This is a genomic window from Salidesulfovibrio onnuriiensis (assembly GCF_008001235.1).
GTDB lineage: Bacteria > Desulfobacterota > Desulfovibrionia > Desulfovibrionales > Desulfovibrionaceae > Pseudodesulfovibrio > Pseudodesulfovibrio onnuriiensis.
In genome coordinates this window covers 1,774,333-1,799,967 of the sequence record NZ_CP040751.1, presented here as the reverse complement: position 1 = coordinate 1,799,967, position 25,635 = coordinate 1,774,333, and the positions used below count along the sequence as shown (strand labels likewise).

At 62.6% G+C, this 25,635-nt stretch carries 21 protein-coding genes; 18 read left to right on the top strand and 3 right to left on the bottom strand.

Annotated features, from left to right (window positions below):
* The first annotated feature begins 202 nt into the window (after positions 1–202).
* The 11 genes from FGL65_RS08175 (at position 203) to FGL65_RS08130 (ending at position 10,730) form a co-directional block, all read left to right on the top strand.
* Complete coding sequence (locus FGL65_RS08175; protein ID WP_147820730.1) at positions 203–664, top strand: response regulator; 462 nt, start codon at positions 203–205, stop codon at positions 662–664.
* Complete coding sequence (locus tag FGL65_RS08170; RefSeq protein ID WP_147820729.1) at positions 657–1,565, top strand: response regulator; 909 nt, start codon at positions 657–659, stop codon at positions 1,563–1,565. Before FGL65_RS08175 ends, FGL65_RS08170 begins: the two co-directional genes overlap by 8 nt.
* Positions 1,566–1,589: 24 nt before the next feature.
* The gene (locus FGL65_RS08165) at positions 1,590–3,440 is read left to right on the top strand and encodes an SLC13 family permease (RefSeq protein ID WP_147820728.1); all 1,851 of its coding nucleotides are present in this window, start codon (positions 1,590–1,592) and stop codon (positions 3,438–3,440) included.
* Between the two features lie 67 nt (positions 3,441–3,507).
* Positions 3,508–3,657, top strand: coding sequence for a hypothetical protein (locus tag FGL65_RS18220; RefSeq protein WP_187170597.1), 150 nt, complete (start codon positions 3,508–3,510; stop codon positions 3,655–3,657).
* 13 nt (positions 3,658–3,670) lie between these two features.
* Positions 3,671–4,219, top strand: coding sequence for a Yip1 family protein (locus FGL65_RS08160; protein WP_147820727.1), 549 nt, complete (start codon positions 3,671–3,673; stop codon positions 4,217–4,219).
* A gap of 114 nt (positions 4,220–4,333) precedes the next feature.
* The gene (locus FGL65_RS08155) at positions 4,334–4,717 is read left to right on the top strand and encodes a response regulator (RefSeq protein WP_187170596.1); all 384 of its coding nucleotides are present in this window, start codon (positions 4,334–4,336) and stop codon (positions 4,715–4,717) included.
* Between the two features lie 17 nt (positions 4,718–4,734).
* Complete coding sequence (locus FGL65_RS08150) at positions 4,735–7,341, top strand: PEP/pyruvate-binding domain-containing protein (protein ID WP_147820726.1); 2,607 nt, start codon at positions 4,735–4,737, stop codon at positions 7,339–7,341.
* Positions 7,338–9,014 (top strand): sensor histidine kinase, encoded by a 1,677-nt coding sequence (locus tag FGL65_RS08145; RefSeq protein WP_147820725.1) that lies wholly within the window; start codon positions 7,338–7,340, stop codon positions 9,012–9,014. The genes FGL65_RS08150 and FGL65_RS08145 overlap by 4 nt, the downstream gene beginning before the upstream one ends.
* Positions 9,002–9,397, top strand: coding sequence for a sigma-54-dependent transcriptional regulator (locus FGL65_RS08140; protein WP_147820724.1), 396 nt, complete (start codon positions 9,002–9,004; stop codon positions 9,395–9,397). Before FGL65_RS08145 ends, FGL65_RS08140 begins: the two co-directional genes overlap by 13 nt.
* Positions 9,394–10,293, top strand: coding sequence for a sensor histidine kinase (locus FGL65_RS08135; RefSeq protein WP_147820723.1), 900 nt, complete (start codon positions 9,394–9,396; stop codon positions 10,291–10,293). The genes FGL65_RS08140 and FGL65_RS08135 overlap by 4 nt, the downstream gene beginning before the upstream one ends.
* 14 nt (positions 10,294–10,307) lie before the next feature.
* A complete protein-coding gene (locus FGL65_RS08130; protein ID WP_187170595.1) occupies positions 10,308–10,730 on the top strand; it encodes a response regulator in 423 nt (140 codons plus the stop codon).
* Positions 10,731–10,804: 74 nt separating this feature from the next.
* On the opposite strand, the gene FGL65_RS08125 is transcribed toward FGL65_RS08130, so the two are convergent.
* From FGL65_RS08125 to FGL65_RS08115, 3 genes are all read right to left on the bottom strand, one after another.
* A complete protein-coding gene (locus FGL65_RS08125) occupies positions 10,805–11,422 on the bottom strand; it encodes a hypothetical protein (protein ID WP_147820721.1) in 618 nt (205 codons plus the stop codon).
* 290 nt (positions 11,423–11,712) lie between these two features.
* A complete protein-coding gene (locus FGL65_RS08120; RefSeq protein WP_187170594.1) occupies positions 11,713–13,749 on the bottom strand; it encodes a methyl-accepting chemotaxis protein in 2,037 nt (678 codons plus the stop codon).
* A 305-nt stretch (positions 13,750–14,054) separates the two neighbouring features.
* Complete coding sequence (locus FGL65_RS08115) at positions 14,055–14,654, bottom strand: TetR/AcrR family transcriptional regulator (RefSeq protein ID WP_187170593.1); 600 nt, start codon at positions 14,652–14,654, stop codon at positions 14,055–14,057.
* Between the two features lie 293 nt (positions 14,655–14,947).
* Between FGL65_RS08115 and FGL65_RS08110 the strand changes: the two genes are divergently transcribed.
* The 7 genes from FGL65_RS08110 to FGL65_RS08080 all read left to right on the top strand — a co-directional run bounded on the left by FGL65_RS08110 (position 14,948) and on the right by FGL65_RS08080 (position 25,606).
* Positions 14,948–17,605: an efflux RND transporter permease subunit gene (locus FGL65_RS08110; RefSeq protein ID WP_147820718.1), complete on the top strand. Its 2,658-nt coding sequence runs from the start codon at positions 14,948–14,950 to the stop codon at positions 17,603–17,605.
* A 9-nt stretch (positions 17,606–17,614) separates the two neighbouring features.
* Positions 17,615–18,442: an outer membrane lipoprotein-sorting protein gene (locus FGL65_RS08105; RefSeq protein ID WP_147820717.1), complete on the top strand. Its 828-nt coding sequence runs from the start codon at positions 17,615–17,617 to the stop codon at positions 18,440–18,442.
* Entirely contained in the window at positions 18,439–19,725 is a 1,287-nt protein-coding gene (locus tag FGL65_RS08100; RefSeq protein ID WP_147820716.1) for a hypothetical protein, read from the top strand. Before FGL65_RS08105 ends, FGL65_RS08100 begins: the two co-directional genes overlap by 4 nt.
* A gap of 83 nt (positions 19,726–19,808) precedes the next feature.
* Positions 19,809–20,285, top strand: coding sequence for a MarR family winged helix-turn-helix transcriptional regulator (locus tag FGL65_RS08095; protein WP_147820715.1), 477 nt, complete (start codon positions 19,809–19,811; stop codon positions 20,283–20,285).
* A gap of 136 nt (positions 20,286–20,421) precedes the next feature.
* Positions 20,422–24,390 carry an acyl-CoA dehydratase activase gene (locus tag FGL65_RS08090; protein ID WP_147820714.1) on the top strand — a complete coding sequence of 1,323 codons (3,969 nt, stop codon included), beginning with the start codon at positions 20,422–20,424 and terminating at the stop codon, positions 24,388–24,390.
* A gap of 14 nt (positions 24,391–24,404) precedes the next feature.
* Positions 24,405–25,037 carry a class I SAM-dependent methyltransferase gene (locus FGL65_RS08085; protein ID WP_147820713.1) on the top strand — a complete coding sequence of 211 codons (633 nt, stop codon included), beginning with the start codon at positions 24,405–24,407 and terminating at the stop codon, positions 25,035–25,037.
* Positions 25,034–25,606, top strand: coding sequence for a flavodoxin family protein (locus FGL65_RS08080; RefSeq protein ID WP_147820712.1), 573 nt, complete (start codon positions 25,034–25,036; stop codon positions 25,604–25,606). The genes FGL65_RS08085 and FGL65_RS08080 overlap by 4 nt, the downstream gene beginning before the upstream one ends.
* Positions 25,607–25,635: the final 29 nt, after the last annotated feature.

The following is a 25,635-nucleotide window of genomic DNA, read 5'->3' as shown; positions in this document are numbered from 1 at the left end:
CGGGACATCCGAACAGGCCGTATCCGTCCGTTCTTTTTTCGAATTCCGCATTTTCTTTGCGCATCCGAAGTCGAGCAAAGCATTCGCGCAATGTATTTTGCAAGAAAAATATGAATTAAATCAAATAATTACCATTGGCACAGCGATTGCTTTGTGCGGAACAGTTTGAACACACAAAGGAACCAAAATGTACGGTGACATGATGCGACAACCCAAAATTCTGCTTGTGGATGACGAGGAACGACTCCTCAGCACCACGAGAAAACTCTTCGAGAAGATCGGGATAGAGGCCCTGACCGCCACCTCGGGCGCCGATGCGCTCCAGCTCCTGGAGACAAGGGAAGTGGACGTCATCTTCCTGGACATCAAGATGCCCGGCATGGACGGAATGGAAACCCTGAAACGGATCAAGAAGAACTATCCCCTCATCGAAGTCATCATCCTCACGGGGCACGCGACCATGGAAACCGCCGTGGAAGGGCTCAAGCTCGGCGCGCGCGACTACCTCATCAAGCCGGTGAGCATGAAGGACTTTCTCGGAAAGGCGGAAGAGGCCTTTGAAAAGGTCATCCGCCAGAAACAGAAGATACTTTCCGCCCAAATGGCGGAAAACCGTGCCGACAGGTCGGACAACACAGAAAAGGAAGGAGGTTGCAATGGTTAAAATCAAGGTCCTCATGGTCGACGATGAGGAACGCTTCCGCACCACGACTTCGAAAATACTGGCGCGCAAGGGATTCGAGACAATCCTTGCGGCCAGCGGCGAGGAAGCGCTGGAAAAAATGGGCCAGAACCCCGACGTGGTGATTCTGGACGTGAAGATGGGCGGCATGGACGGGCACGCCACCCTCAAACACATCAAGGAAAAACACCCCGAGACCCCGGTCATCATGCTCACCGGACACGGCGACATTCCCGGGGCCCAGAAGGCTTACGAAACAGGCGCGTTCGATTACCTCGCCAAGCCCTGCGACGTGGACCTGCTGGGGGCCAAGATACAGGACGCCCACGACTACGCCACCAAGGCCGTGCGCGCGGAAAAGCTGGCCGGGGACATCATGATCCCCCTGGAGGAATATACCCAGATCCCCATCGACAGCACCGTGCGGGACGCCATCCGAGCGCTGGAAAAGGCCATGCGCGAATTCATGGCCACGGACCGGCTCATGGATACGGGGCACCGCTCCGTGCTGGTGAAGGACCGGGACGGCTCCATCGCGGGCCTGCTGCACCCGTTCAATCTCATCAACGCCATCCGGCCCGACTACCTGTCCGCGCCCAAGCCGTCCATGGCAGACAGCCTCCAGTATTCGGCCATGTTCTGGCAGGGGCTGTTCACCTCTCGCGTCACCGAAATCATGAACAAGCCGGTTCACCTGTTCATGTCCGACGAACTCCCGGTCATCGACGCCGACGCCAACCTCATGGAAGTCGCCAACACCATGGTGACGCTCCCGGCCCGCCGCATGCTGGTCCGGTCCGGAGGAATGGATGCGGGCGTCATCAGGGAGCAGGAACTGTTCTACGAAATCGCCAGGATCATTTCGTCCGGCCGCGATGCTTAATCGATCAACATGGAGAGGTACCCCATGGTTCAGGAAAAGAAAAAGGCGACCGGCTATGACAAGTATGTCAACTGGAAGCTTCTCATCATACCGGTAGTGCTGTTCGTGACGATTCTCATCCTTCCCACCCCGCAGGGAATGAAAAAGGTCGGCATGCAGTATTCGGTGGGCCCGAAGGTCGTGACCAACTATATTTCCCAGCAGGTGTTCGGCACCTCCAGTTCGGACGGCGCACAGTGGCAGATACTGGCCGCCCGCATGATGGAGCAGAACATGCGCATGGGCGCGTTGACCAAGGCGCGCTTCCTCAAGCGCGACGAAAAGTGGGCCAAGAAGTACAAGATTCCCTTGGATTCCGCCAACTTCAAGAAGGCCCATGAATACGTCAAGGCCAACCTGTCCGACGAGGACTATCTCAAGATCATGAACGGCGCCTTCGACCTGCGGCAGAAGAGGCTCGCCTACGAGGATCTTTCGGACAAGGACAAGAAGAATGCGGATACGGGCGCGTGGAAGATCAAGGTCGCCATCGCCATGGTCGTGTTCGTGGTCTTCTGTTTCATGACCGAATGCATGCCCCTGCCGGGCGTGGCCTTCAGCATCGGCCTCATCCTGGTCTTCACCGGGGTGGTCACCCGAAGCGAGGTCGCGGGGCTGTACTGGGACGACGCGTGCTGGTTCATTATGGGTTCGCTCATGTTCGCGGCGGCCTTCGTCAAGACGGGCGTGGACAAGCGCATGTGCCTGCTCATGTTCAAGAAGCTCGCGGTTCCCAACGTCCGCTGGATCACGCTCATCTTCTTCATCGTCATCAGCCCGCTGGCCGCGTTCATCTCCGACCACGCGCTGGCCGCCATGTTCCTGCCCATCGGCATGCTGCTCTACCAGAACAGCCTGACCGACGAAGTGCCCGAGGACAAGGAACTGGCCAAGATGCTCATGATCACCATCGCCATGGCCTGCAACATCGGCGGCCCGGGCGCACCCTCGGGCGGCGCGCGCAACGTCATCATGATGACCTACCTGACCGACATGTTCGGCATGGACATCGGCTACGCCCAGTGGATTCTCTACTGCATGCCCTTCGTCATCTTCATGATCCCCCTCACCTGGATCGCCACCAACATGTTCTTCAAGCCCCGCATCCGCTCCCTGGCCCCGGCCATGAAGCACCTGGAAAGCGAGATCGGCAAGATGGGGGCCTGGAACAGGCACCAGATCTGGGCCATGGTCATCTTCGCCATCATGGTCTTCGGCTGGTTCACGGAAAAGGAATTCTACAATCTCGGCATCTATCCCATCCGGCTCGGCATCGGCGTCATTGCGGTGGGCGGCGCGGTCGCCTATCTCCTGGCCGGTGTCGTCAACTGGCGCGACTACCAGGAAAAGGTGGACTGGGGCGTGGTCTGGCTCTACGCGGGCGCGATCATCTTCGGCCGCACCCTGGACAAGACCGGCGCGGCCTACTGGCTGGCCCAGTCCGTCATCGACATGCTGGCCCCGCTGGGCATGAGCGAAGGCATCCCGCTGATGCTTACGTCCAACGGCCTGACCGCCGTGCTGACCAACCTGATGGCCGACGGCCCGGCCGCTGCGGCAGTGGGTCCCATCACCCTGAACATGGCCAGCATCGTGCACCCGGGCACCACGTTCCTGCCCTTCATGGCCATGGCCACCGCAGTGGCGTCGTCCTTCGCCTACTGCCTGATCATCGGAACGCCACCCAACGCCATCGTCTACGCCTCCGGATACCTGGAGCCCAAGGACTACCTGCGCGTGGGCATTCCCATGTGGTTCGTCGCCAACATCATGATCGTCATCCTGACCGCGGTCTACTGGACCGGCATAGGCTTCAACAACCTACCGGGCTTCTGACGCCCGTGAACACTACCCCGGCGGCCCGCACCGAGCGCGGCCGCCGGGCCCTGAGGGGGGAGAAAACATGCAAGGAACCGAAAACAGGCAACAGACGTTTCTCAACAAGAACGGCGTGACCTATTTCACCAAGCGGACCGAAAGACGCATCCTGTTCGTGCTGACCCTGGCCATGCTCGCCTGGGGAGCGGCCGAATTCATGCACAAAGTATTTTAAGAGGGAGGAAACCATGGAGACGACAAGCGTATCCGGAACCGGAATGAATATCAGGGAATACTTCGAAACCCTGTTCGAAATCCTGCGTTCCCCGGCCAGACACTTTGAAAGGACCGCGCAGCAGAACGGCCCGAGACGGGCCCTGTTCTTTCTCATGGTTTCCTCCATCTTCTACTGCTCGGTGAGCATGACCTACTTCTTCGAGAACTCCCTGGTCATGGGCGGGATCATGCTCGTCAACAGCCTGGTGATGCCCGCCCTGGGAGCGGCCATCACCTCCATGCTCCTGGGCATGACCTGGCGGGAAAAGACAAGCTACGGGACCATCTTCAACATCTACGCCTACGCCAGCGGTGCGGTCATGGTGGTTTCCTGGATCCCCGGCCTGGCCATGGTCATGGAACCGGTACGGGCCGTGCTCGTGGGGATCGGTCTGGTCAAGGCGGCGGGAGTGGGCAAGCTCAGGGCCGCCCTGCTCGTCGCCTGCACCGCGGTGGTCCTGCTGCTGCTTTTCTGGACCGCGGCGCCGCTGGTGGTGGGGCTGCATGAATTTCTACACTAAGGCTGTCCGGAGATGTTCGGCGACATGGCCGGACACGCCCTTCCTCTCACCCCTCTGTTGACCGGGGGCTGGCAGGCCCCCGGTCCGAAGGGCGGACAACCGAGGAGACTTGACATGAAACGGATCCGACTGCTGCTGGTGGATGACGAACAGGACTTCCTGACCACGTATACGCGGCGCTTTGTCCGCCGCAACGTGGACATCCGCACGGCATCCGGCGGCGCGGAAGCCATAGAACAGGTCAGGACAACGGAATTCGACGTGGTGGTTCTCGACTTCCTGATGCCGGGAATGAACGGGCTCGAAACCCTCCGGGGCATCAAGGCGATCGCCCCGAAGCTCCCGGTGATCATCCTGACGGGCCATGCCGACTCCGAGGCCCTGTGCACGGGCATGGAATCCGGGGCCTTCGACTATCTCCTGAAGCCGGTGGGAACAGACGAGCTGTATTTCAAGATCCTGGACGCGGTGGGCATGCGCCGCAGGACTAGGGACTGAGGAAGGGAGAAGGAACCATGCAGCCCATCCTCAAGACGGTCTTCAATTTCATCAGGGGAACCTCCGGGGGCGATCGGGAAGCCCCGGACCAGTTCCTGCGGAAATCGGAAAACTTCCGGCTCCTGCTCGCCGCAAACAGCAGGGCCCTGGAGGTCATGGCCGAAATGACCGAGGCTGCACGCTCCGACCGCCCCTTCGGCATGAGTCATGTCAGGGCGCAATGCCTCACCGTCGCCTCCGGCGTCCGCCAGATGATCGAACGCCTGTGCCTCATGCGTCCGGGGAGATACGAAGAACTCAAGACCGTCTTCAACCGGATCCTGCAGGAAATGGAGCGGGAGCTCGCGAGCGGGGCCGAACGCGGCGTCGGCCCGCTGATCATGCCCATGGAGGCCATCCGGGCCGGGGACGTCCCCCTGGTCGGCGCGAAAATGGCCCACCTCGGGGAGGTCGCAGCGCTGCTGGGCCTGGAGGTGCCCGCCGGTTTTTCCATCACCGCGCACGCCTACCGCCTGTTCATGGAAAGCACCGGTCTCGAGGATGAGATCAACCGCCTGATCCAGATCGGCGGCAACGGCGGCCTGCGGGAGCTCCACCGGCTCGAAGCCGAAATCCGCCACGCCATCGACATGACCGCCCTGCCCCTGGAACTTGCCCAAGCCATGCGCTCCGCCTGCGAATTCCTGGATGAACGGGACGGCGGCCCGCGCCTGGCCGTCCGGAGCAGCGCCCTGGGCGAGGATTCGGACGAAAACAGCTTTGCCGGCCAGTTCCTTTCCCTGCTGGGCGTCCGCCCCGAGGAAATCGAGGACGCTTTCCGCAGCGTCGTGGCCAGCCTGTTCTCGGCCACGGCCATGACCTACAGGCTCAACCGGGGCCTGCGCGAGGACGCCATGGTCATGTGCGTGGGCTGCATGGAGATGGTGGACGCCTCGGCCGGGGGCGTGATCTACACTCGCCCGCCCCTGGGCGAAGACGACGGATCCCTGGTGATCAGCGCGGTCCAGGGCCTTCCCTGCGGCATCGTGGACGGCAGTTCCCGGTCCGACTCCTGGAAGCTGCGCCGCGACGATCTCCACATTCTCGAAGCCGAGATCGTTTCCAAGCAGTGCCGCTACGTGGCTGCCCAGGACGGGCGCATCGTCCGCGAAGGCCTGAAGCCCGGCTGCGAAAGCGAGCCCTCGATCCCGGAAGAGGTGGTTCACGAGCTGGGCCGCATTGCCCGGCGCATTGAGGCGCATTTCAACACCCCGCAGGACATCGAATGGGCCCGGGACCCGGACGGGAGACTCCTCATCCTCCAGTGCCGCCCCCTGTCGGTCTGCGCGCAGGCGCATTCCGGGAGGGACCCGGACAGCCCCGTAAAGACGTCGGCCACGCCCCTGCTTTCCGGCTGCATGTCGGCAAGCCCCGGAGCCACGGCGGGACAGGTGGTCCGGGTGGAAACGGCCGAGGACATGCTCTGCTTCCCGGAAGGCGCGGTGCTTCTGGCGCGCAACGCCAGGCCGCAGCTTTCCGCCCTGCTGCCCAAGGCCGCCGCCCTGGTGGCCGAATTCGGCAGCACCGTGGGGCACCTCGCCAATGTGGCCCGCGAATACGGCATACCCGCCCTGATCGGCGCTCCGGGAGCGGTCGAGACCCTTTCCGGCGTGGGCGTGGTCACGGTCAATGCCGGGACCGGCGGCGTCTATCTCGGCCGCCACCAGGACCAGATCGACGACGCGGACGAGCGACGCGACACGCCGCGGGTCAGCGATGTGCAGCGAGCCCTGCGCCGCGTCCTGCCAAAGATCATCCCGCTCTCCCTCACGGACCCGGAAGCCCCGGAATTCCGGCCCGGCGGCTGCGCCTCCCTCCACGACATCACGCGCTACTGCCACGAAATGGCCGTGAACGAAATGTTCCTGCAGGACGCGCGGCCCACGTCCCGGGCCAAGAGGCTGCACGGGGATCTGCCCCTGCAGTACTGGCTGGTGGACATCGGCGGCGGCACCGCCGAATCCTGCGACGAGGGACGGGTGGGCGTCGACGAGATCCGCTCCAACGCCATGCTGGCCCTGTGGACCGGCATGACCGCCGTGCCCTGGGAAGGCCCTCCCCCCGTGGACGCGGGAGGATTCATGTCCGTGGTCTTCCAGGCCACGCAGAATCCGGCCCTGGCACCGGGAGCCGCCAACAGCATGGGGGAACGGAATTATTTCATGGTGGGCGGCAACTACTGCAATCTCCAGTCCCGGTTCGGCTTCCATTTCTGCACGGTGGAGGGTTTTGCCGGGGACGACCCCACGGAGAACCACGCCCTGTTCCAGTTCAAGGGCGGCGGGGCCGACCAGGGACGGCGCGCGGCCCGGTCCCGGCTGATCGCGGACCTGCTCGAACAGTACGGATTCCTTGTGGAGACGCGGGGCGACGCCCTGTTCGCCCGCATCGAAGGCATCGGCGCGGAGGCCGTGGAACAGGCCCTGGCCGTGGCGGGACACCTGGTGGTGCACACCCGGCAGATCGACATGGTCATGGCCGATGCACAGGCGCTCGCGCGCTACAGAGAATCCCTGGGCAAGGGCATCCGCACCGCCCTGAAACGCCTGGAGGAAACGTCCCCGCAATGGAGGAACCGGACATGAGCGCCAACACCTATTCCAGGCTGCGGCGAAAGCTGCTCCTCATGACCCTGGGGCTGTCCATCATCCCGCTGTTCGGGCTGGGGGCGGTCATCCTTTCCCAGTTCAGCCAATCGTACGAGGAAAAGCTGGCCAGCAACCTTTCCCTGATCGTCGGCAACAAGCGCGACTCCATCGACATGTTCCTGCGCGAACGCGTCATGCAGCTGCAAATGCTGGCCGACACCCAGACCTTCCCGGAAATCACGCAGCAGTCCCGGCTGAACGCCCTGTACGAAACCATCCAGCGCTCCTCGCACTATTACATCGACCTCGGCGTGATCGGCCAGAACGGGCGGCACGAGGCCTACTGCGGGCCGTTCGACCTGCGCGACGTCAACTACAGGGACGAGTCCTGGTTCAACCAGGTCATGCTCAAGGGCCTGTACATCAGCGACGTGTTCATGGGCTTCCGCAACTTCCCCCACTTCATCATCGCCGTCAAAAGACGGGAAGCGGGCCGGACATGGATCCTGCGGGCCACCATCGACTCGGACGTGTTCACCTCGCTGGTCCGCAACGTCCGCACCGGCAAGCTGGGCGACGCCTACCTGGTCAACCGCAACGGCGAGCTGCAGACCCCCTCGCGCTTCGGGGACAGGGTGCTTTCCCGCACCAGCCTGCCCGACACCGGGGACGGGGCCGGGGTGGGCATCTTCCCCTGGAACCGGGGCGGCACCGAGCTCATGGCCGGAATCACGCCCCTGACCCTGACCGACTGGCGGCTGGTGGTCCTGGAAAACCCGGACGAGGAGCTTTCCCCCCTGTTGCGGACCCAGTCGCTCATCTATGCGCTGTTCGCGGCCTGCGCCCTGCTCATCTTCGCCGGGGCCTCTCTCACGGTCGCCTCGGTCATCGCGCGGCTCAAGGCCGCCGACAGGGAACGGGCCGCCATGGACGCGGCCATGCTCCAGTCGAGCAAGATGGCGTCGCTGGGCAAGCTCGCCGCCGGTGTGGCGCACGAAATCAACAACCCCCTGTCCATCATCCGGGAAAGCGCCGGCTGGATCCGGGACATGATCAACGACGGGGAGCTGGACGGGGTGGCCGCCGCAGACCATCTGCAGGAAGCGGTGGGCGACATCGAACGCCACGTGGAGCGGGCCCGCACGGTGACGCACCGCATGCTCGGGTTTGCGCGGCGCATGGAACCGCTCCAGGAAAACGTGGACCTCAACCTGCTGGCCAAACAGACCATCTCCTTTCTCCAGAACGAAACGCACCACCGCAACATCCATGTGGAGTGCGACCTGGAGCAGGAGCTCCCGCTCATCTCCACGGACGCCAACCAGATTCAGCAGGTCATCCTCAACCTGCTGGAAAACGCCATCGACGCCATCGGCGCGAACGGCTGCATCTCGCTTTCCACATGGGCGCAGGACAACAGCGTGCTCCTGGAAATACACGACAGCGGCGGCGGCATCGCCCCGGAGCACCTCGACAAGGTCTTCGACCCCTTCTTCACCACCAAGTCCGCAGGCAAGGGCACCGGCCTGGGCCTTTCCATCGTCTACAGCACGCTCAAGAAACTGGGCGGCGACATCGGCGTGGAAAGCGACCCCGGGTACGGAACCACCTTCACCTTCACGCTGCCCGCCGATCCCCCGGCCTACAAGGAGGAAACATGTCCAGAGTAAGAATTCTCGTGGTCGACGATGAACCGGATTTCCTGAAACTGATCCGGCGCAGGCTCTCCAAACGAAACGTCGACGTCTTCACTTCCGGCGACGGCCGGAGCGCCCTGGCGTTCCTGGAGGAAAACGAGGTGGACGTGGTCATTCTCGACGTCCGCATGCCCGGCATGAACGGGCTGGAGGCGCTCAAGGAAATGCGCAAGCGGTTTCCGGACGTGGAGGTCATCATGCTTACCGGCCACGGCTCCATGCAGTCGGGCATCGAGGGCATCAGCCACGGGGCGTACGACTACATCCTCAAGCCCTTTTCCATCGACGATCTCCTGCAGCGGATCCGCTCCGCCTGCGAGCACGCGCGCCTGAAGCGACAGACGGAGGAAGGATGAGCCTGGTCTTCGCCCGCCGCGCATCGCGGCTGGGAATATTCTTCTGTCCCCTGTCATGCCTGGCCTCCGGGCTGCTGGTCCTCAAGTGGCCCGGACCAGGCATGGCTCTGGCGGCCGCACTGGCCGCCGCCCTGTGGATCGCCTTCCGCCGGGTGGGGAAAAAACTCGCACGGGCCTGTTCCTCGGCCTCGGACAACGACGAGCAGCTCTTCCAGTCCCAGAAGCTGATGGCCCTGGGGGAGATCTCCACGGGAATCGCCCACGAGATCAACAACCCCCTGAACATCATCATGCAGGAATCGGAACTCATGCGCATGAACATCCAGGAGCTGCCCGCCGACGAGAACCTGGAGGACATCCAGTCAAGCATCAACGTCGTCTGCAGGCAGGTGGAGCGGTGCTCGGACATAACCCACAAGCTGCTCGACTTCGCCCGCAACCGGAAGCCCGTTTCCCAGGACGCGGACATCAACCGGCTGGTGGAGGACATGCTCGCCCTGGTGGAGCGCGAGATCGGCTCCAAGGACATCCTCGTGGTGCGCAGCCTCCAGAGCGGCCTGCCCACGCTCAAGACAGACCCCCCACTGGTGCGGCAGGTGCTGCTCAACCTGATCATCAACGCGGTCCAGGCCCTCGGGGAGGAAGGCGTGATCCTGGTGAGCACCTTCCGGGCCGACGGCATGGTCTGCACCGAAATCCGCGATACGGGCCCGGGCATCGCCCCGGAACTGCAGGAACGGATCTTCAATCCCTTCTACACGACCAAGCCGCCGGGCCAGGGTACCGGGCTCGGGCTTTCCGTCAGCCTGCGAATCATCAATCAACTGGGTGGCGACATCCTGGTGCGGTCCGCTCCCGGCAAGGGGGCCGCATTCACGGTCCGTCTTCCCCAATGAGCATGGGAGGTAGCATGGATACGAAAATTCTCATTGTCGACGACGAGGACCGCTTCCGGCGCTCCGTGACCCGTCTGCTCAACGAAAGCGGCTGCATGGCGGACGCGGCACCCAACGGCCCGGAGGCCCTGGACAAGCTGGTGGCGCGCGAATTCGACGTGGTCCTGCTGGACATAAACATGCCGGGGATGTCCGGGGAGGCGACCTTCGAGGCCATCAAGGAACGCGGTTTCGACGTGGAAACCATCTTCCTGACCGGGCAGGCGTCCATGAACGACGCCATCAGGCTTCTGCAGCAGGGGGCCTTCGACTACCTCCTGAAACCGGCCGACATCGGCGAGATCGCCAAGGTCGTCCGCCGGGCCATGCAAAAAAAACTGATCCGGCACGGCAAGGTCGAGCTGGCCCAGATACTGAAGGATACGGCATTGGACTGAAGACAACAGCCCACGGTCCATATGAAAATCCCCCGCACTGCCCTGTGCGGGGGATTGATTTTTCAGGCGAGTGCCTAGCCCGAAACCTGTTGGGCTTCATCGCTCGGAGACGGGAACGGAGGCCCGGCGTGTTCCGCCCCTCCCCGTTCCAGCTCTTCCCGCACCTGGTCGAGGTCTATGATGCGCGGTGAGACCAGGGTGAATCCCGCGGGATCGCACCAGTTGTGGAGGTCTGCAAAGGCGTTGTCGTAACGCATCTCGTCGAGGATGAAGTAATCGGGCTCGCCCATGATGCGGTCCCACTGGTGCACCATGAAGGAAAACAGGGACGGATCATAGGCCCGTATGTTGTTCCACTTCCACGAAAAGCTGCAGACCTCGTTGTCGAAGCCGAGCACGCACAGGTACTTGGCCTTGCTGTCCAGGAACATCCGCCGCCGAACGCGCAGCGGGGATTCGGTCACCAGGCCGGCGTCGAACGCCACCGGCTCCTTGTCCACAGTGACCTTGATGGTGCACCAGTCATCGATGCGCATGCCCCAGGTGGCAGTCTTGCCCTTGCGCCACCAGTTCAGCGGCTTCATGGAATAGACGTCTGCGCCGTGTTCCCTGATGAGTTCCACGGTTCTTTCGGATATGGGATGCAACGCGAGGTCGCAGGAATAGCCGTGTACGGAAAAAACGAGTTCCATTCTTCCATCTCCCGGTTAGAAGGTTCATTTCCTGATCTCTCCATTGCACACCCCGTGCCTATCCAATTCGACTTCATTGCAATTCATATCATACTGATATAACAAAATAAAAAAGCGCAAAATCAATCCGGCAAACGCGCAAGCATGCCTTGCGCCATGATCTTGCGACACGCGGTCCTGCGCCGTTCCAAACACAAGCGGGAAAAATGAAACCGGCGCAGCCGCTTTGGAGGAGCATTAAGCGGCTACGCCGGTGGAGGGTTCTCCTCCTAGAGGCGGGGTGACGAAAACTACTGTATGGAAAACCTTCCGGACGACGCCAATTCGGACAAGGCCGCCCGACCATCATCCGGTGCATCGCCGCTTGAGAGCATGTCCTTCATGCCCCTGCGCAGCTCTTCGGAAAGCGCCACCAGGGAAACCACGGCCTCGTGGGCATGGGAAATGCCGTCGGTAAAGGACTCCGCTATCTCGCGAACCTCTTCCGTGGACACGAGGATCTGGTCGGAGGCCGCGCTCTGCTCTTCCGCTGCCGAGGCAATGCTCTCCACGTTCAGGACGTTCTGCTCCACCAGCCGTATGATGCTGTCCTGCACCTCGCCCGACGAGCGGGACTGGACGGCGCTGTGCTCCACGGTCTTGACCACCTCGCGGAAGCGCTGAATGTTGCGGGCGGAGGATTCCTGAATGGAGACGATGTGCTCCTCCACCTGCTGCGTCGCGGTCATGGTCTTTTCCGCCAGCTTGCGGACCTCGTCCGCCACCACGGCGAAACCGCGACCCGCGTCACCGGCGCGCGCCGCCTCGATTGCGGCGTTGAGCGCCAGCAGGTTGGTCTGGTCCGCAATCTCGTTGATGACATCCATGACCTGGCCGATGGATTCCACCTGCACGCCGAGCTTTTCGAGCCCGTTGCCGATCCTTTCGGTCAGCCCGTCCACCTCTTCGATGGAGGTCACGGCGTCCTTGACCAGTCCTGCTCCCTCCACGGCCCTGTCGCGGGCCTCCATGGCGCTTCCCGTCGCCTGCGAGGCGTTCTGGGTCACCTCGCCGATGACCACGGTCATCTGCTTCATGGCAATGGCGGTCTGCGTGACCTGTTCGTGCTGATTCAGGGCGCCCTGGCGCACCTGCTCCAGCATGGCCGCCACCTGTTCCGTGGCTGCGCCCACGCGGTCCGCGATCTCTTCGACCGCGCGGCCGGCCTCGTCCATGCGCTCCCACAGCAGACGCACCTGGCGCTCCTGCTCCTGGGTTTCCAACATGGCCTGGTGTGCCGCGCGGGCCTGGGCCTGCGCCTCTTCCTCCTTGATCCGAACCGCTTCCAACTGCTCGCGGAGCATGGCGACCATTCGGGTCAGGTCAGCGCAGAGATTACCGAATTCATGGGAGAATCTGCCCTCCGGAAGGATCTCCAGATCGCCTTCGGCAACCTTTTTGGAATACCGCTGCAAGGCCTTGAGCGGCCGGGTCACCGAGAAAAGGCTCCAGAGGATGCACAACAGCACCAGCACGCAGGCGGCCAGTTCCACGCCGAGAACCGCGAGATCCGCGTATCGGCTCACCTGGGCGTCCTTCTGCAGATAGTAATCCCGAATGCCCAGGATCACCGGCTCCAGCGCCTTGGTGGACTCGACCAGATTGCCGGAGGCCTCTTCGGCCAGTTTCAGGCTGTTCCGGTACCCCGCAAACGCGGCCGAGTAGGCTTCCAGCTTTTCCTGAAAGGCTCCCTTTTCCCGGGGGCCGAACAAGGCCGAGGCGTTGACCGAGGATTTCATCTGCGCGATCAGCGCATCCATCTTCTGAATGTATTTCTGTTCCTTTCGCAGGATGAAATTCTTTTCATGACGGCGGATCTGCAGGAGCATTATGGTGATCTCCCGGTCCTCCACCTGCTGGAAGATGGCCTCGAGCTCCCGGGCCGCCAGGATGAACCGGTTGCGCCAGCCTTCCGTGTCCGTCAGCCCGATATCGATTTCCGCCGAGGCAAGCTCCCCGAAGCTCCTGCGGTAGTCCTCAAGCAGGACAAGGGCGCTGGCGCACTGCTCCTTCATGGCCGCGTCCGCTTGGAGCATGCGCTGGAAAATCCCGTGCGCCGCGTCCACGTGGTCGGCTACCATCCGAACGTACTGTTCCTGTTTCCGAAGCTGGAAGTTCTTTTCCTGCCGTCGCGCCTGCAGCAACTCGTCGTAGGCGTTGCGGGCAAGTGTCATGAGCTCGGTATAGTGCTGGGAAATGTTTCTGCCCGTCTTGTTCACCGCAAAAACCGCCAGGAAGCATGCCATGCAAACCAGCAGAACAAGAACGAGCTTGTTTTTGACCGACATATCCAGACTCCTTGGTTGCAGTAATGCGTAGCAATTGCCTGACGATGGGTTGCAACCGGAGTGCCAAATACTCATACAAAAATATCATTCAATATCAATGTGTTAATTGAGCAACCTCAAGCAAAATCGATCCTTGCGAAACGTTTGCCGCATAGTTTTCCGGCAATCGTGCCGCGACCAAAGAGCCTTCAAGAGGGGAATGGGAAAATCAGACAGGAGGGGCATCAGCGGCAAACATGCCCCGCTTCAAACGGGCAAGAGAATAAGGAACAGTAACAATATAGATGCAGGCAGGGCCGCCCCGGCTACGAGACGTCGTAATACCCCAGGAAGAAATCCGCGCATTCCGAGGCGGCGTCGGCCATTTCCCGGCCGGAAAGCGGGGCGGCGCAGAACACCAGCCGGGGCCACAGGGAATGGGCCCTGACCAGCCCGGCAAGATAGAACGCGGCCTTTGCGGGGTCCCCGCCCTTCAGGCGGCCGTCGTCCATGGCGGCCCGGATCCACTGGGAAGGCGCGTTATCGGAAAAGTCCACGGTCCTGGCCAGGATATCCCCCAGCTCGGGTTTCCTGACCGCTTCGGAAATCACGATCCGGGCCAGCCGGATGTGCTCCTCCAGGTTCAGGTGCCCCAGCATGCAGCGGATGACCGCTTCCAGTTGCCCCCGAAGCGGCGATCCTGGATCATACTCCGGCCATTCCTGGGCGTCCCGTTCCTGGTGCAGGTAGTCGAGAATGGCGGAAAAGACCGCCTCCTTGCTGCTGTAATGCTTGTAGAGAGTCCGCTTGGAAACATCCGCCGCCGCCGCGATCTGTTCCATGCCGGTTCCGGCAAAACCGTATTCCTCGAATTCCCGGCATGCGGCCAGAATGATATCCCGCTGCTTTTTAGTCATCGTTTTCATATCCTCCCCCTGTATCTCGGCGCGATCTTGGAGCAAAAACTTTTCTATTTCGAAGAGATACATTCATAACAAACCCCATCCCAAAAGTAAACGATTCCGTATACTTTTTTTCTTGACCACAGGTATACGGATGCGTATACCCAAATCGAACAGAGTGGTGAGAAAACGCACTGCATGCAGCGAAAACGGCGACGACTGATCGCCATTTTTTACCAAGATAAGGTTTAGGATCTTTACCATCTAAAGACTCCGGCGGGCGACAGTCCGCCCGAAACCTGCCCCAGGAGGCACACATGAAAATCATTCGACAAGGCATGGTAAATTTCGCCATCCAGCATTTCGAGACAACCATTGTTCTCGCCCTGCTGCTGACCGCCCTGGCAGGGGCGTTCTTCCCCTATGTGAAGATAGACACCGACCCCGAGCACATGCTGCCGGCCGACGAGCCCACCAGGCTGTTCCACAACCAGGCCAAGAAGACCTTCGACCTTTCGGAGATTCTGGTCATGGGCATCGTGAACGAGCAGGACCCCGACGGCGTGTTCAACCCGCAGACCCTGAGCAGGGTCTACCAGCTGGCCGAATACGCCAAGACCCTTCGCTGGGAGGACGAAAACAACCCGGGCAAGACCGTGGGCGTCATCAGCGTGGACATGATCGCCCCGTCCGAGGTCGAGCACATCAGCCAGGACGGGCCGGGCCGGATATCCTTTGACTGGCTCATGTCCTCCCCGCCCGCCGACCGGGCGCAGGCCCTCGAGGTGCGGCAGCGGATCACCAGCAATCCCATGCTGGCCGGGCGGCTCGCCTCGGAGGACGGGCAGGCCCTCTGCCTGTACCTTCCGCTGACGGACAAGCTTTTGAGCTACAGGGTCTACAAGGCCATGACCGCCAAGATGGAGGAGCTCGGCGGGAACGACGAGATCCACATCACGGGCCTGCCCGTGGCCCAGGACGCCATCGGCATCGAGATGTTCTCGGAAATGATGATCTCCTCTCCCCTGGCCATGGGCACCATCTTCCTGCTGCTGTTCTTCTTCTTCCGCAAGCTGTCCCTGACCATCCTGCCCATGCTCATCGCCACCTTCACGGTGATCATCACCATGGGGGCCATGATCGGCCTGGATTTCGAGGTCCATATCATGAGCTCCATGATACCGGTCTTTCTCATGTCCATCGCCGTGGTGGACTCCATCCACATCCTCTCGGAATTCTTTGACCGCTACTCTGCGGAAAAGGGACGCGACAAAACCATCCGCGAGGTTCTGGACACCCTGTTCATGCCCATGCTCTATACCTCGCTCACCTCGGCGGCGGGCTTCCTTTCCCTGGCCCTGACCCCCATCCCGCCCGTGCAGATCTTCGGGGTGTTCGTGGGTGCGGGCATCATGGTGGCCTGGGTCATGACCATCATGTTCGTCCCGGCCTTCATCATGGCCCTGCCCAAACGGATCTTCGACAACTTCGGGCTCTCCCGGAAGCAGCAGTCGGCCCGGACGCCCATGACCAGCATTCTGGCCGCGACCGGAAGCGCCTCGTTCCGGTACGCCCGCCCCATTGTTGCCGGGCTCCTGCTCCTGGTCGCGGTATCCGCGTGGGGAATCAGCAAAATCCAGATCAACGACAACCCGGTCAAGTGGTTCGCGGAGGACCACCCCATCCGCAAGGCCGATACCGCCCTGAACAAACACTTCAAGGGCACCTACCCGGCCTATCTCATCCTGGAGGGGGACACGGACCCGGCCGTATCCGACGCGGAAAAAAACGACATGCTCACGCGGTTCAAGGATATGGCCGGTGACATGCGGGACAACCCGCAGGCACGGCCTCTGGCGGAAAAGCTGCTCCGCACCCTGCTGGTGGAGACCACGGTGCACCAGGAGGAGCCCTTCCTGAACGCGGCCATCGCCATTGCGGAACAGGGATTGAAGACCGCCGAATCCGACAACGAATACTTCGCCTACGAGGAATTCAGCCATTTCTTCAACCTGGAAAAGGAAAAGCGCAAACCCTTCAAGCAGCCGCAGGTCCTCGAATACGTCGCGGGCCTCCAGGACAGGCTGCTGGGCCTCGGGCTCGTGGGCAAGAGCGTTTCCCCCGCCGACGTGGTCAGCAAGCTCAACCAGGAGCTCATCGACGGCAGGGAAAGCAACTATCGCGTCCCCGAGAAAATGCAGGGGGTCAGCGAGTGCTACATGCAGTTCCAGCAGAGCCACCGGCCCCACGATCTCTGGCACTTCGTCACCCCGGACTATGTCAACGCCTGCACCATGTTCCAACTGAGCAGCGGGGACAACAAGGTCATGGAGGCCGTGAAGGAATCCGTGGACGAGTACTTCGCGGCAACGCCCCCGCCCGTGGACATCAAGCACAGCTGGGCGGGCCTGACCTACATCAACGTGGCCTGGCAGAGCCAGATGGTCCAGGGCATGCTCCGCTCCTTCCTGGGCAGCTTCGCCATTGTCCTGGTCATGGCCGTCTTCCTGTTCCGCTCGGTCAGGTGGGGGCTGCTGTGCATGGTTCCGCTCACCGTAACCATCGCCCTCATCTACGGATTCATCGGGCTCATCGGCAAGGACTACGACATGCCCGTGGCCGTGCTGGGCGTGCTGACCCTCGGCATGTCCGTGGACTTCGCCATCCACTTCGTGGAGCGCAGCAGGAGCATCCACGCCCGGACGGGATCCTGGAAGGAGACCCTGCCCCTGATGTTCCGGGAACCCGCCAGGGCCATCAGCAGGAACGTACTGGTCATCTCCATCGGTTTCCTGCCGCTGCTGGTGTCCTCCCTGGTGCCGTACAAGACCACCAGCCTGCTGCTCTCGTCCATCATGCTCCTGTCCGGGGCGCTCACCCTCGTGGCGCTGCCCGCAATCATCACCATGGCCTCGGGCTGGTTCTTCGCACGCGAAACCGCCCATGCCACCGCAACCATCGAACAACACGACTAGGAGAAGACAATGCATCGCAAACTGCTGACAACATTGCTGGCCGCACTGGCCGTGCTGGCCGCCACGGCCTGCCAGGCCCGGGCCATGACGGCCGACGAGATCGTGCGCAAGGCCAACCACGCGGCCCTGTACCAGGGCGCAACCTGCAAGGGGACGGTCACCCTGCGGATCACCGACGCCCAGGGCAGGGTCCGCAAGCGGGAGCTGAACACCCTCAGGAAGGACATGGCCGAAAACGACGGCGCCCAGCATTACATGACCTACTTCAAGGCCCCGGCGGACGTGCGCAAGATGGTCTTCCTGGTCCACAAGACCGTGGAGCCAGGCAAGGACGACGACCGCTGGCTGTATATGCCCAGCATGGACCTGGTGAAGCGCATCGCCGCGGGCGACAAGCGCACCAGCTTTGCGGGCTCGGACTTCCTCTACGAGGACATCTCCGGCCGCAACATCGAGGCGGACGTACATGAACAGGACGGGGAAAACCAGGAATTCCACGTGATCCGCAACACGCCCAAGGATCCGGGCAGCGTGGAATTCTCCCACTACCTCGCCTACATAGACAAGACCACCTACCTGCCCATGCGCGTGGAGTACTTCAAGAACGGCTCCGCGCCCTACAGGATCATGGAGGCGCTCCGGGTGGAGGAAATCGTCCCGGCCGATGCGCAGGGCGGCAAGGCCTATCCCACGGTGACGGAATCCAGGGTCAGCAACCTGGAAACCGGCAGCACCACGGTCATGACCTTCACCAACGTGCAGTACGACATCCCGGTCAAGGACGCGGTGTTCGGAGAACGGTATCTCAGGCGGCCTCCCCGGGAGGTGATGCGATGAGAGCGGCCACCCTTGCGGCGGCCTTGTGGCTGGGGCTGTTCGCAGCCCTGGCCGCACCGGCCAGCGCCGAGGCGCGGGAGGATTTCCTGACATACCTGCGCGAACGGCTGGACCCGCTGGAGATAAACGGATTCGTGGAAACCCGGGTCGGCATGCGCACGGGCCGCGACCCGGACCAGAAGGCCTTTTCCGTTGCCGAGACCCGGATGCAGCTGGAACTGTTCACCAGCACGGAAAAGGCGGACTTCAAGTACAAGGGGGACCTGCGCCTGGACGGGGTCAGGAACCAGGTGGGGTATGAAACCCGCGAGGCCTGGGTCTTTTCCAGGCCGGGCGACAATGTGGACATCAAGCTGGGAACCCAGGTGCTGACCTGGGGCACGGGCGGGCTGGTCTTTCTCAACGACCTCTTCCCCAAGGACTGGCAGTCGTTCTTCATCGGCCGGGACGCGGAATATCTCAAGGCCCCGAGCACCGCCGCCAAGGTCGGCCTGTTCAGCGACCTCGCCAACCTGGACCTGGTCTACACCCCGCAATTCGACCCGGACCGGTACATCAACGGCGAGTATATCTCCTTTTGGGATCCGGCGCGCCAGGAACGCAGGGGTAACCGGGACACTCTGGCGACGGATACGCCCCAGACCTGGTTCAGGGACGACGAATTCGCGGCGCGGCTCTACCGGAACGTGGGCAGCTACGAAATGGCGCTCTACGGATACCGGGGATTCTGGAAAACGCCGGAAGGCATGACCGATGAAGGCAAGGGCACCTTCCCGGAACTGAACGCCTACGGCGCAAGCGTACGCGGGCCCATGGGGCCGGGCATCGGCAACCTGGAATTCGCCTACTATCATTCCCCGGAAAGCCGAGGCGGGAAAAACATCGCGGTACGCAACTCGGAAATCCGCTACCTGGCCGGCTATACCCAGGACCTGTGGACCGACTTCAATGCGGCGCTCCAGTACTACGTGGAGCAGAAGCTCGATTACGACGAATACCAGGCGCAGACCCCGGCGGCCCGGCAAAAGGACGAGTTCCGCCACGTGCTGACCCTGCAGCTCTCCCAGTTGCTCATGAACCAGAACCTGACCCTGGCCCTGGACGCCTACCTCTGCCCCAGCGACCAGGACGCCTACCTGCGCCCCTCCGTGCAGTACAAGGTTTCGGACCGGACCACCGTGGGTGTCGGGGCCAACATCTTCCTGGGGGAACACCGGGACACCTTTTTCGGCCAGTTCGAGGAAAACTCCAACATATACACCTCGGTGCGCTACAGTTTCTGAGCGGGCAAAACACTGGAAAGACGGCAATGGATACGCAAATCAAGATGCTTGACACAATGGTAAAGCACCTTTATCAAACACCCATGAGCAACCCACAGGAATCCATCCAGCACCTCACCGGCAGGCTCATGCGCATCATCAACAAGCACTGCCGCATCGAGGAACTGCCCATCCGCATGGGCAAGAACTCCGGACTGACCGCCAAGGAAGTGCACTGCATCCAGGCCATCGGCAACAGCGAGGGCATCAACATCAAGAGCATCGGCGACACCCTGGGCGTGACCAAGAGCGCCGCCTCGCAGATGGTGGGCAAGCTGGAGAAAAAGGGATTCGCCCGCAAGGAAAAGGCCGCGGACAACGACAAGGAGATCCTGGCCTTTCTCACGGAACCGGGCTGGGAGGCCTACAAGGCGCACCAGGAATTCCACGAGCGCCACCTGAACACCCTCAAGGCGCGGCTGCGGGACTTCCCGGACACCCAGCTCGCCCTGGCCTCGGCCATTCTGGCCGTGGTGGAGACCGTGGTGGACGAGCGCATGTCCGAACTGTTCGGCGAATAATTTTTTTGCGAGCAAGGTTTAACACCTAAACCTTTCATTCTTTCCTCTATCGGCAAGGGGCTTTTTGGGTAATTGTGCGAACATAAGGTTAAGCATCTAAACCATACTGGCGAGTCATCGTCAGGGAGAAAACAGCATGTTCAGCATGGGAATAGACATAGGCTACTCGGCGGTCAAAGCGGCGGTTCTGGCACCGGACGGGGAAATCGTTCACACGGACTACGTCCTGCACAAGGGAAACGTGGAAACCGCCATCCGCGAAACACTGGCCCGCATCCGGGAACTGCCCGAGGCGGCTGAGATCCGCCGGGGGGCGGCCATGGGCAGCGGCGGCGCCCTGCTGGACGCGTCCACGGGCGTCCCCCTGGTCAATGAAGTGGCCGCACTGGTGGAAGGGGCCCTGCACCTGGACCGCCATTGCGCCTCCATTGTGGAGATGGGCGGCCAGACCGCCAAGTTCATCACCGGGTTCGGACCGGAGAACAAAACCGGGGTGAAGATGGCCGCAACCTCCAACTGCTCGTCCGGCACGGGTTCCTTTCTGGAGGAACAGGTTTCGCGGCTGGGCATGGACATCGAGGACTACTCCGCCCATGCCGCCCGGGCCACGTTCATCCCGCGCATTGCGGGACGGTGCAGCGTGTTCGCCAAGACCGACATCACCCACCACCAGCAGGAAGGCGTCCCCACCCCGGACATCCTTGCGGGCCTGGCCCATGCCGTGACCAGAAACTTCCGGGGGGCGGTCATGCGCCGCCTGCCGAAGAACAGGCCCATGCTCTTCGTGGGCGGGGTCTGCCGCAACAGCGCCATTACCAAGGCCATGCGGACAGAGCTCGGCCTGAACCCCGGGGAACTGCGGGTGCACAAGCATTCCGCCGTTGCCGGGGCCATGGGAGCGGCAGTGATTGCGGCCAGGGACAAGCTGGCGATCGGGCTGCCGGAAGTCATGGACACGCTGCAAACCGCCCGTTTGCGCCCCCTGCCGGAGGGGGGCGAACTGCCGCCCCTGCGCGGAATGGGCAGCGACGACGCCAGGGAAAAGCACAACTGCGCGCCCCTTCCCCATGAAGGCGCGGCCCCCTGCTGGCTGGGCGTGGACGTGGGTTCCACGAGCACCAACCTCGTGCTGGTGGACAGCCGGAACAACATCCTCGCCTACCGGTACCTGCGGACCGCCGGCGATCCGGTGCGCGCCGTGCGCACGGGGCTTGCCGAGCTGAAACGGGAGCTGGGAAACGCCGTAACCGTGGCGGGAGCGGCCACCACCGGCTCGGGAAGATACCTGACCGGACGCCTGATCGGCGCGGACGTGGTCCGCGACGAGATCACCGCCCAGGCCCGGGCCGCTGCGGCCATTGACCCGGAAGTGGACACCATATTCGAAATCGGAGGCCAGGACTCCAAGTTCATCTCCCTGAAAAACGGCGTGGTCACGGATTTCCAGATGAACAAGATCTGCGCGGCCGGGACCGGATCGTTCATCGAAGAGCAGGCCAAGAAACTGGGTATCCCCCTCGAAGAAATCGGCCCCGCGGCCCTGGCCGGGGAAAGTCCGGTCAGCCTGGGCGAACGCTGCACCGTGTTCATGGAGGCCGCCATAGCCGCGCACCTGGCCCACGGCGCAAAAACCCGCAACCTGGCGGCGGGCCTCTGCCACTCCATCGTCAAGAACTACCTGAACCGGGTGGTGGGGCAGAAACCGCTGGGCCGGACCATCTTCCTGCAGGGCGGCGTGGCCCACAACCAGGGCGTGGTCAACGCCTTCCGCGCGGCCACAGGCCGCCCGGTGACCGTGCCGCCCTTCTTCAGCGTCACCGGTGCATACGGGGCGGCCATCCTGGCCCGCGAGGAAATGAAGGCCGGGGAAACGACCGCCTTCAAGGGCTTCACCCCGCCCGCCCCGGGAGAACCGCTCGGGCAGGAGAAGGACAGCGCGCCGCGGGTCTCCGACTTCAACCGCACGGTGCACGACTTCATCTTCGCGGGCTATGACGGCGTCCTTGATCCCAGCAAAAAGACCGTGGGTATTCCCCGGGCCCTGTTCTGCTTCGGCATGTTCCCCCTGTTCTTCCCCTTCTTCCGGGAGCTGGGATTCAACGTCCTGCTCTCGGAGCCCACCTCCGAGGAAACCATCCGGCTGGCCCAGGACTACTCCCTGGACGAGACCTGCTACCCGGTGAAACTCGTCAACGGGCACGCGGCCGAACTAGCGGCAAAGGGAGTGGACTACCTGTTCTTCCCGGACCTCTACACCGTGTTCCATCCCAGTTCCAAGGCCCGCCAGAACTACGGCTGCGCCTACATGCAGCTGGCCTTCAAGATCATCAACAAGGCCATGGACCTGGAAAACAGGGGCATCAAGCTGCTGGCTCCCACCATCGCCTTCAACCTGGGGCAGGACTTCGTGCGCAACGCGTTCATGTCCATGGGCCGCGATCTGGGGAAAAACGACGCGGAAACCGGCGCTGCCCTGCAAAAGGCCATGGAATCCTTCAAGGGATTCGAGAAGCGGGTCGAAAAACGGAGCCGTGAGGCCCTGGCCGGGCTGGACCCGAACCGCAAGACCTTCGTGCTCATCTCCAAGATCTACGGCGTGGCCGACCCGATGCTCAACCTGGGCATCCCGGACAAGCTCGCGGAAATGGGGCACCAGACCCTGCCCTGCTACGACATGCCCGATGTGGACATCTTCCAGCAGCACCCGAACATGTACTGGCCCTTCGGCCAGCACATCCTGAAGGCGGCCCGGCTGGTGGCGGAGCACCCCAACCTGTACGCCGTGTTCCTCACCCATCACGGGTGCGGCCCGGACACGGCCACGGCCCACTACTTCAAGGAGATCATGGGATCCAAGCCCTACCTGACCATCGAGGTAGACGAGCACTCCTCGGGAGTGGGCGTGCTGACCCGGGTGGAGGCCTTCGTGAACAGCCTGGGCAAAAGCAAGCCGCAGCCGGCGGGCCCCCTGGAGGCATACACGGACATGCCCCCGGAAGAACCGGTGCGCATCGCAGCCGAAGGATTCGGCCCGCTCCAGGGCCCGGTATTCCTGCCGCGCCTGTATCCGTATGCGCATCTCGCCTGCGCGGCGCTCCAGGCCGAGGGCGTGGACGCCCGGCTCCTGGAGCCGACCACGGAGACCTCCATGGCCCTGGGCAGACGGCACACCGTGACCAACGAATACTATTCCCTGGCCGCCCTGCTGGGCGACGCGCTGGCGACCCTCCGGGGAACCAGGGGAAAGCAGACCCTGCTCCTGCCGCAGAACGAAGGGGCCGAGGTGGACGGCCAGTACGCCAGGTTCCTGCGCAACAAGCTGGACTTGAGCGGGCTGCGCCACGTGGAGCTGCTCTCGCCCTTCCTGGAGGACCTGCCCTGCCGGCAAGGCCCCCTCGCGAACACCCTGTTCCTGTGCCTGCTGGCCGGGGACCTGACGCTCCTGGCCCCCCGAAAGAACAGGCCCGAAGTCCTGGAAAGAGTCCTGGAGCGGGTGCGGCGCGGACAACTGACCCTGGAATTTCTCACGGCCCTGGCCAGGGATCTCGGCGCGTCCGGGGAGTCCGGGAACGGCTCCAAAACAGTCCTGGCCGTGGGCGAACCCATGGTGCTCTTCAACGATACGCTCAACGACAACACCTTTGAGCGGTTGGAGGGGCTGGGCCACCGCGTGGTCTATGCGCCCCTGGGCGAATGCCTGTGGAGCTTCTGGGACGACGCGGCCCGGCAACGCCCGGAGGAACAGGGCCGGGCAATACGCCGCAGGCTGGACCGTTTCCGGGAACAGATGGCCATCCTTGGGGCGGCGCTGGGCGCGGCCAGCCCCTACGAGCCGGATCCGCACAGACTCACGGACGCGGCCGACGGCACGCTCGGCCACTATGCCGGGGCCTTCGGAAGATATCGCGGGGCCAAGACGAGGTGCGCGCCGCAGGGAATCGACGGCGTCCTGACCGTCAGTTCCATGTACGAAAACACGGGCATATCCCTGGGCATCCTGCATCAGGACGATCCCGGAGGCCTGCCCGTGCTGCCCCTGACCTTTGACGGAACCCGAAACGAAAACGACAGGATGAAGGTGGAATCCTTCCTCTATTACCTCTAGCAAGGGAGAATGCCATGAACAACCAGCAATGCCGTGGCCGTCACGCCCACGGGCGAGGCCCCACCAGCTACAGGATGCACGACTCGGACCTGGTCTTCCGGATCCTTGCCCCGGCCCGGGGCAGCGCCTTCCTGGACCTGGGCTGCGGCCCGGGCGACTACTCGATTCACGCCGCAAGGCTTGTCGGAACGCGAGGAACGGTTTACTCTGTAGATATAGACAAACGCATGGCCGACGAGGTCGGCAGGCAGGCTGAGGAACACGGGCTGAACAACATCCGGCCCATGAATCGAAATATGACCGACGCGCTTCCCCTGGAAGACGACAGCGTGGACACCTGCCTGCTCTCCACGTCCCTGCACTGCCTCGACCTCGAACGCCAGGGACCAAGCCTGTTCCGCGAACTGCACCGGATCCTCCGCACCGACGGGATCATGGCCGTGCTGGAGTGCAAGAAGGAGAAGATGGATTTCGGCCCGCCCCTGCACATGCGAATTTCGGCAAAGGACATCGCCGCCCTTATCGAGGGTAATGGCTACCAGCAAGTCAACTATGCGGACCTCGGCGTCAACTACCTGGCCTGCTTCCGCAAAACCGACATGCTGGACACCCCGCTCAACCACAACATCAAAAAAGAGAAGCCATGAACATTCTGAACCTCTATGCCTCGCTCAACGGGCAGACGGAAAAGGTGGCCCTGGAGATCGAACGGGCCTGCGCGGACGCGGGCTGCGACGTGAAGACCATCAATGTCGGCAAGCAGGACCTGGAATTGGACCTGCTGCGGAACGACCTGACCTTCATGGGCTCGGGCGTCTACACCTGGCTGCCGGGCAAGCGCATGCTCAAGTGGATAGACCGGCAACTGGCCTCGGCCCGGGACCGGAATCTGATCCTGCCGGGCTCCCCCCGTCTTCCCGGCAAATTCGCCTGCGTCTACTGCACCTATGCCGGGCCACACACCGGGGAGGCAGAGGCCACGCCGGCCATCAAGTACATGGGGCAGCTCTTCGACCACCTGGGCGTCACCGTGGCCGACGAATGGGCCATTCCGGGAGCCTTCGTGCCCGAAAACAAGCGGCACCTGAACACCTCGGGCAGGCTGGGCAATATTGAAGGCCGCCCGAACGAACACGATCTGATGCAGGTCCGCGAGCGGGCCAGGGGGCTCATCGAGTCATTGCGTTCCCCGGCGGCGAACGAATCCCTCCGCTGACAGCCCGACGGGAACACCCGAAAAAAGAT

What these genes read in the sequence shown, in the direction of transcription:
- FGL65_RS08175 (WP_147820730.1), top strand. Translation starts at nt 203, where the DNA reads ATGCGACAACCCAAAATTCTGCTTGTGGATGACGAGGAACGACTCCTC.
- FGL65_RS08170 (WP_147820729.1), top strand. Translation starts at nt 657, where the DNA reads ATGGTTAAAATCAAGGTCCTCATGGTCGACGATGAGGAACGCTTCCGC.
- FGL65_RS08165 (WP_147820728.1), top strand. Translation starts at nt 1,590, where the DNA reads ATGGTTCAGGAAAAGAAAAAGGCGACCGGCTATGACAAGTATGTCAAC.
- FGL65_RS18220 (WP_187170597.1), top strand. Translation starts at nt 3,508, where the DNA reads ATGCAAGGAACCGAAAACAGGCAACAGACGTTTCTCAACAAGAACGGC.
- FGL65_RS08160 (WP_147820727.1), top strand. Translation starts at nt 3,671, where the DNA reads ATGGAGACGACAAGCGTATCCGGAACCGGAATGAATATCAGGGAATAC.
- FGL65_RS08155 (WP_187170596.1), top strand. Translation starts at nt 4,334, where the DNA reads ATGAAACGGATCCGACTGCTGCTGGTGGATGACGAACAGGACTTCCTG.
- FGL65_RS08150 (WP_147820726.1), top strand. Translation starts at nt 4,735, where the DNA reads ATGCAGCCCATCCTCAAGACGGTCTTCAATTTCATCAGGGGAACCTCC.
- FGL65_RS08145 (WP_147820725.1), top strand. Translation starts at nt 7,338, where the DNA reads ATGAGCGCCAACACCTATTCCAGGCTGCGGCGAAAGCTGCTCCTCATG.
- FGL65_RS08140 (WP_147820724.1), top strand. Translation starts at nt 9,002, where the DNA reads ATGTCCAGAGTAAGAATTCTCGTGGTCGACGATGAACCGGATTTCCTG.
- FGL65_RS08135 (WP_147820723.1), top strand. Translation starts at nt 9,394, where the DNA reads ATGAGCCTGGTCTTCGCCCGCCGCGCATCGCGGCTGGGAATATTCTTC.
- FGL65_RS08130 (WP_187170595.1), top strand. Translation starts at nt 10,308, where the DNA reads ATGGATACGAAAATTCTCATTGTCGACGACGAGGACCGCTTCCGGCGC.
- FGL65_RS08125 (WP_147820721.1), bottom strand. Translation starts at nt 11,422, where the DNA reads ATGGAACTCGTTTTTTCCGTACACGGCTATTCCTGCGACCTCGCGTTG.
- FGL65_RS08120 (WP_187170594.1), bottom strand. Translation starts at nt 13,749, where the DNA reads ATGTCGGTCAAAAACAAGCTCGTTCTTGTTCTGCTGGTTTGCATGGCA.
- FGL65_RS08115 (WP_187170593.1), bottom strand. Translation starts at nt 14,654, where the DNA reads ATGAAAACGATGACTAAAAAGCAGCGGGATATCATTCTGGCCGCATGC.
- FGL65_RS08110 (WP_147820718.1), top strand. Translation starts at nt 14,948, where the DNA reads ATGAAAATCATTCGACAAGGCATGGTAAATTTCGCCATCCAGCATTTC.
- FGL65_RS08105 (WP_147820717.1), top strand. Translation starts at nt 17,615, where the DNA reads ATGCATCGCAAACTGCTGACAACATTGCTGGCCGCACTGGCCGTGCTG.
- FGL65_RS08100 (WP_147820716.1), top strand. Translation starts at nt 18,439, where the DNA reads ATGAGAGCGGCCACCCTTGCGGCGGCCTTGTGGCTGGGGCTGTTCGCA.
- FGL65_RS08095 (WP_147820715.1), top strand. Translation starts at nt 19,809, where the DNA reads ATGAGCAACCCACAGGAATCCATCCAGCACCTCACCGGCAGGCTCATG.
- FGL65_RS08090 (WP_147820714.1), top strand. Translation starts at nt 20,422, where the DNA reads ATGTTCAGCATGGGAATAGACATAGGCTACTCGGCGGTCAAAGCGGCG.
- FGL65_RS08085 (WP_147820713.1), top strand. Translation starts at nt 24,405, where the DNA reads ATGAACAACCAGCAATGCCGTGGCCGTCACGCCCACGGGCGAGGCCCC.
- FGL65_RS08080 (WP_147820712.1), top strand. Translation starts at nt 25,034, where the DNA reads ATGAACATTCTGAACCTCTATGCCTCGCTCAACGGGCAGACGGAAAAG.